The sequence below is a fragment of the Nostoc cf. edaphicum LEGE 07299 genome (genome assembly GCF_015207245.1).
Classification (GTDB): Bacteria; Cyanobacteriota; Cyanobacteriia; order Cyanobacteriales; family Nostocaceae; genus Nostoc; species Nostoc edaphicum_B.
Map to the genome: position 1 here is coordinate 1 of NZ_JADEXF010000328.1, position 5297 is coordinate 5297.

At 41.1% G+C, this 5297-nt stretch carries 5 protein-coding genes and 4 pseudogenes; 3 read left to right on the forward strand and 6 right to left on the reverse strand.

What is annotated here, in order from left to right:
• From IQ229_RS11740 to IQ229_RS11760, 6 genes and pseudogenes are all read right to left on the reverse strand, one after another.
• A partial coding sequence (locus IQ229_RS11740) for an AMIN domain-containing protein (protein ID WP_194043892.1) occupies window positions 1–485 on the reverse strand: 485 nt, incomplete at its 3' end.
• 7 nt (window positions 486–492) lie between these two features.
• Window positions 493–711, reverse strand: a pseudogene (locus IQ229_RS23955) (hypothetical protein); the annotation flags it as partial.
• 27 nt (window positions 712–738) lie between these two features.
• Window positions 739–921: pseudogene (locus tag IQ229_RS11745) on the reverse strand (hypothetical protein); the annotation flags it as partial.
• Between the two features lie 83 nt (window positions 922–1004).
• Entirely contained in the window at window positions 1005–2291 is a 1287-nt protein-coding gene (locus tag IQ229_RS11750; RefSeq protein WP_194043894.1) for a cation:proton antiporter, read from the reverse strand.
• A 408-nt stretch (window positions 2292–2699) separates the two neighbouring features.
• On the reverse strand, window positions 2700–3134 hold the full coding sequence (locus IQ229_RS11755) for a hypothetical protein (protein WP_194043896.1): 435 nt from the start codon (window positions 3132–3134) through the stop codon (window positions 2700–2702).
• A gap of 171 nt (window positions 3135–3305) precedes the next feature.
• Window positions 3306–4073 (reverse strand): GDSL-type esterase/lipase family protein, encoded by a 768-nt coding sequence (locus tag IQ229_RS11760; protein WP_194043898.1) that lies wholly within the window; start codon window positions 4071–4073, stop codon window positions 3306–3308.
• A gap of 231 nt (window positions 4074–4304) precedes the next feature.
• Between IQ229_RS11760 and IQ229_RS23960 the strand changes: the two are divergent.
• The 3 genes and pseudogenes from IQ229_RS23960 to IQ229_RS11770 form a co-directional block, all read left to right on the forward strand.
• A pseudogene (locus IQ229_RS23960) lies at window positions 4305–4397 on the forward strand (ABC transporter permease); the annotation flags it as partial.
• Window positions 4398–4416: 19 nt separating this feature from the next.
• Entirely contained in the window at window positions 4417–4890 is a 474-nt protein-coding gene (locus IQ229_RS11765) for a MarR family winged helix-turn-helix transcriptional regulator (RefSeq protein ID WP_194043900.1), read from the forward strand.
• A gap of 64 nt (window positions 4891–4954) precedes the next feature.
• A pseudogene (locus IQ229_RS11770) lies at window positions 4955–5248 on the forward strand (hypothetical protein); the annotation flags it as partial.
• Window positions 5249–5297: the final 49 nt, after the last annotated feature.

Here is a 5297-nt window from a genome sequence, read left to right on the forward strand (position 1 = left end):
GGAGGGGAATTTCCTGATTTTGCAGCAGTAGTTTTACTAGAAATAACCGGACGTAACACCCAGCGAGTGGAGTTTTTTCGAGAAACGAGTTGCAGTTGTACCTTTTTGGGATTAAAAACAGTCCCTGCTGCTAAATCTAAGACAATACGTGTATCGTTTGCGTTGAGTTGAGAAATGCGAATACTTTTGATTGCTCCAGAATAATTTTGTTGCGTGGTAACTTTGCCCAACTTAGTATTCGGTAAATCTACAACTAGACGAGAGGGTTGGGCCAAGTAGAAATAATGAGGGGTTGTGGCTGCTGAGAGAGTGATTTCGAGTTGCTGTGTCTTGGGAGAAAAACGCCAATTATTCAGCTTTGCCCCTGGTGTAGCAGCAGTGGTGAAAGTTTCGAGGGCGATCGCTGCATAAAAGCCTAATATACTGATGCTAAATAGCTGCTTGCCCGATTGATAAAATTGCTTAGTCTTTAGTTCCCGATCCATTCTGTTTATTTAAGTAAATACCTGACTGCTCAATGTTTAACGTCAGAGTATCCGATTTTTCACAGTTAGGCAAATTCTCCGCTAGGGTTAGACGATACCGATCATTAACTGGCAAAGGAGCCTTGAGATTGTTTTCTCCGTAAACACTAACAGTTTTAAACAACAGTAGCACTGAACTTATTGCTACTCCGTAAAAACTTAAAGATTTGAAGTTGAAATGATTCATGTTCTCAACTCCTCAGTGTTGGCTCTTGACTACTAACATCAAGCCGATGTAAAGTATACTGGCGATAATTGTGGGTACAGCACCAGCAAAGTCACCAGTTCGCGCAACTGCGATCGCTACTGCTAAGAGACACCAAGCTGTCACATCATCCACTGCTGCACAAGTTAACGCCAACGTTCCTAAACGCGTTCCTTGTAAATTGTTTTCAGTAGCACTAAAGTCCTTACTAAAAACTTTTCATTGCTAGCTTGATAAAGTACTAGATAGTTAATTAATCTAATATTTAATTTTGCTTAAGTAGAAGATTTCTCATAGCTTGTACCGTGCAATAAGAAGGCAATTAGTGGTGATGCCATCAGGGTAGTAATGACTGCCATAATAACCATTATAGTGAATAAAGTTGGGGTAATTATACCTTGTTCTAGACCAATATTGAGGATGATTAACTCCATCAAACCACGAGCATTCATTAAAGCGCCGATAGTTGCCGATTCACGCCAATTTTCCCCTGCTAATTTTGCAGCTAACATACAAGCAACACCTTTACCGAGAATTGCGATCGCAATAATTAATAGGGTCACTCCCCATAAAGTAGGTGTGTTTACCAATCCAATTTGAGTATTTAATCCAGAGAAAACAAAAAAGATCGGTAACAAAAAAGAAGTAGTTAAAAACTCCGTATATTGGCGAATTTGTTGGGCAAATTCTCCGCGTGGTGTCACTGCTCCCAATACAAAAGCACCGAATATTGCATAGATACCTGTAACATCGGTAAACCATGCACAAAACATCAAAATTATCAACATTAAAGTCAGGGTTTGTCTGTTCACACCTTCGCGTTTTGTCATGCGTGTGAATGCTTTTAGTAAAGGTTGTCCGAGAAAAATCGCAAATAGCACATAGCAAATGCCACCACCAATTGCTAATATGGCTATGCTTAGAGAATTTTTCACGCTAGCAAGCACGATCGCCAGCAAACACCAAGCAACTGCATCATCTACTGATGCTGCACCTAAAGCCAAAGTACCGAAGCGAGTTTGTGTAAGACCGCGTTCGTAAAGAATACGAGCTAACATTGGAAAAGCCGTAATTGTCATCGATGCACCCAGATACAAAGCAGCTGACCAAGGCATAACTTTTGGTTGAAAGAAATCGCCATTGCGATAAAACCAAAAAGATGCGATCGCTCCTAAAATAAAAGGAGTGATAATCCCAGCTGCAGATAGCAAACTTGCGCTTTTAATATGATGTTTTAAGAGTTTGGTATTAAACTCTAAACCAATCAAAAACATATAAATTGCCAACCCGATTTGGCTAATAGCATATAAAATCGACATCGATGGATTGGGTATCTTGAGTCCAACAGCAGTGATGATAGGAAGCTTAGGAAATAGCCATTGCTGAAAATCTGGTGCAATCAATCCTAAAAGTGATGGCCCTAGCATGACACCTGCGATCATTTCGCAAACAACATCGGTTTGACCAAGATAGCGGCGTCCTATAATCGTGACAATGCGACAAGTTGCTAAAATAACTGTGAGTTGCAGAAATAGCTGAATAACTAGATCGAAATTTGACATTGCACTTCCTTAATTTATGTCTCTGCATTGAAGAATCTCCCTAGACTCTAAAGTTTTTCCTGTTTTACTCATATATGACTACTACATCAGCACAAATGCCAATTTTGTAAACATAAAAAATTGCTGTTTGTAATTTTATGAGATACAACAGGCTATGCGTTGCTTTGGTTTCTCAAGTCATCTTGTTCTTAAAAACGCAACTGTACGTCAATACAACATATTGCATCCAAACTAAAACCGCCATATATGATTTTTTATGATTTGTTAATTTGCGATTTATAGCCTTTTTATCTATTTGAGGCACAATCGTAGGTTAGGGACGCACAAATGTACGTCCCTAACCTACGGTTGAATTACCTGAAATATTTTTAGAATTTTTGATTCAATTAGTTTCGATAATTTGAAATTTTACAACCACTCCCCGCCCCGGAAACGCCAACGAGGAAAGATAATTCGCATCAGGCTTTGGGAACTAATAAAAACCGCTAGCCACACGATGCTATAGTGCAATAAAAAAGCTCCTGGCGAAAGTTCTTCTTTCGGTAAAGGTATTGGCAAGAATCCAAATAGTTTGACTCCACAAAATATAAATATCAACTCCCATATACCAGCTAAGAGTTGATAGGCTGCGGGCCAATCTCTATCCCAACGAGATTTTTGGAGATAGTCATAAAGTACATCCCAACCTAAGCCAAAGATGGCGACATAAGCAAGTATCCAAAAATAAACCGAGTTAGCACTAGGGCCAATCCAACCTATTGCAAATGGCAAAGATACGAGTATGCCGACAGTTGCCAGTAATAATAATCGAGTTTGCCAGCGGCCAAATAAAGTTGGTGTCATAGGAATGCTGAGTTAGGAGTTATGAATAATATAGAAAAATTAGAGTTTTTATAGATAGATTTTGACTCACTTCATTAAAAAATTAGGAAGATTGTGGTGCTTTTTGCGAGGATGGCAAATACGAGAATATCGGCTATCTCCAAAGCACCAACACATCTTCTATATTAATTATTAGGATGGTTTAAGGTGATAATCAAATTTAGAATGGTAAGCTGCATTGGCAAAGTCCATTGTTCGCGTAGCGTCTCGTAGAGAAGGTATGGCATCCCAATTGACTACATCTTCTAACAAAGCTTGATAACCTAGTGTATTGGGATGGAGTCCATCTTCACTCAAGCGTTTGAGTCGCCAACTTTCACCGCGTTCCATCCATTGCTCAAAAATATCCAAATAGGGAATCTGCCGTTTGCTGCAAGCAATTCGCGTTGCTTCTTTGTAGCGGTACTGGTCGGCATGATTGTAGTAAAAACAATCTAAAAACGGCATCTTGGCTTCATCCACTGGCACCATGCCCACGAATAACACAGGACACAGTTGTTGTGCTAAATCTAGCAGAGACGCAATTTCCTTTTCAAACAATGTAAAATCTGTGTAACTTCGGCCATCGGGACGCGCCAACCGGGCTGAGTCATTTACGCCTACGGATAAAATAATCAAATCAGGAACACGGTTTCGCAGTTCACCCCGGTGGCGAAATTCAACTTCCAGCCTTTGGGCTACTTGTTGCGTGCGATCGCCTCTTACCCCTAAATTATAAAGAATATGACCGGCACTATCCGGCAACATCCACCATCGCCTTAGTTGCTCAATCCAGCCTCCTTTTTCCGGGTCGCCGAATCCATAAATTAAGCTGTCCCCCAGTGCGACAATCTTCATAGGCTGAAAGTGATTTGGTGGTACAGACAGCTGCATTGAGGAAGAAGCGAGAAATGTGTGCATTTAACGACTATATTTTATATCTTTACAAGATTCTATACATTTCTATACCATAGATGGCTATATTTAGTGTCCAAGCATCTATGGAGTTTTTACTTGTTGATATAGTTGTAAGGTTAATATTGCGGCAGTTGAGCCTCTGTACGATGGGCTACCGTACTTTAACAATCAGCATGAGAATCGAACCGCAGAGGCGCTGAGGACACAGAGGAAGAGAGAAGAGGGAGATTCCCTTATGGCTTTGGTCTGGATTGTACAATTCTCTTATTAACATTAATCATTTTGGCCATCCTTGGTGGAAAACTTTATCCACGGGTGGCTATGTAACTAGGAGAACAACAAGCCCATGACCTTGGATAAACCTAATCAAGGTGCAACTTCCGAAGAATGTGCCGCTAGAGTAATGGAAACAGTTCCATTAGTGATGCGGTTTATCCGAGCGGATATGCGTGCCCATAGTGCCGCTTTTTTATCTATACCTCAATTGCGATCGCTAGCATTTATCAACCGTAATCCTGGTGCTTCATTATCTGACCTGGCAGAGCATTTAGGTGTCACCTCTGCCACGGCATCAGCAACCATAGAACGCTTGGTACAACGCGACTTCGTGAAACGGATTGCTCATCCTCAAGAGCGGCGGCGGGTGCTGCTCAATTTAACTGAAGATGGAAAACATCATCTTAAGCAATCCCAAGATCAAACTCGCGCTCATATTACTGACTTGCTCAAAGGTCTTTCAAAAGACCAAATTTCCAACATTGAAGAAGGCTTAACTCTACTAAAAAATGTCTTCGAGAAAATAGAACTTAAAGCCCCATAACTTTGAGGTTGCACAACACGATCCCTTTGCAGCCTTTAAGTTTCGTGACTATCGGCTATTTACCATTGGACGGCTGGTGCTGTTCGTGGGGTCGCAAATGCAAACTGTAGCGATTGGCTGGGAACTCTATGAGCGGACTAACTCAGCGATCGCAGCTTTACTGTGTTTTATTTTAACGCTGGCAATCAAAGAACAAAAAAGTATTCGCGCAACTGAGCTAATTTCATTTAAAGCACTTGCAGCCGATGCTAAATTTGTTTGGCAGAATCAGTTGATTTTAGCAGCGATGGCTATCACCCTGGCGTATTTACCACCGTTACGCAAAGCAGGCCCAGCCTTATCGTGGTCAGTGGTTGGCTGATTTGGCCGGGAATTCGCAAATCAGGGGCTTTGCAGGAGTATAAATA

Excerpts from the sequence above, each read along its gene's own strand:
- IQ229_RS11765 (WP_194043900.1), top strand. The coding sequence starts at position 4,417 with ATGACCTTGGATAAACCTAATCAAGGTGCAACTTCCGAAGAATGTGCC.
- IQ229_RS11755 (WP_194043896.1), bottom strand. The coding sequence starts at position 3,134 with ATGACACCAACTTTATTTGGCCGCTGGCAAACTCGATTATTATTACTG.
- IQ229_RS11750 (WP_194043894.1), bottom strand. The coding sequence starts at position 2,291 with ATGTCAAATTTCGATCTAGTTATTCAGCTATTTCTGCAACTCACAGTT.
- IQ229_RS11760 (WP_194043898.1), bottom strand. The coding sequence starts at position 4,073 with ATGCACACATTTCTCGCTTCTTCCTCAATGCAGCTGTCTGTACCACCA.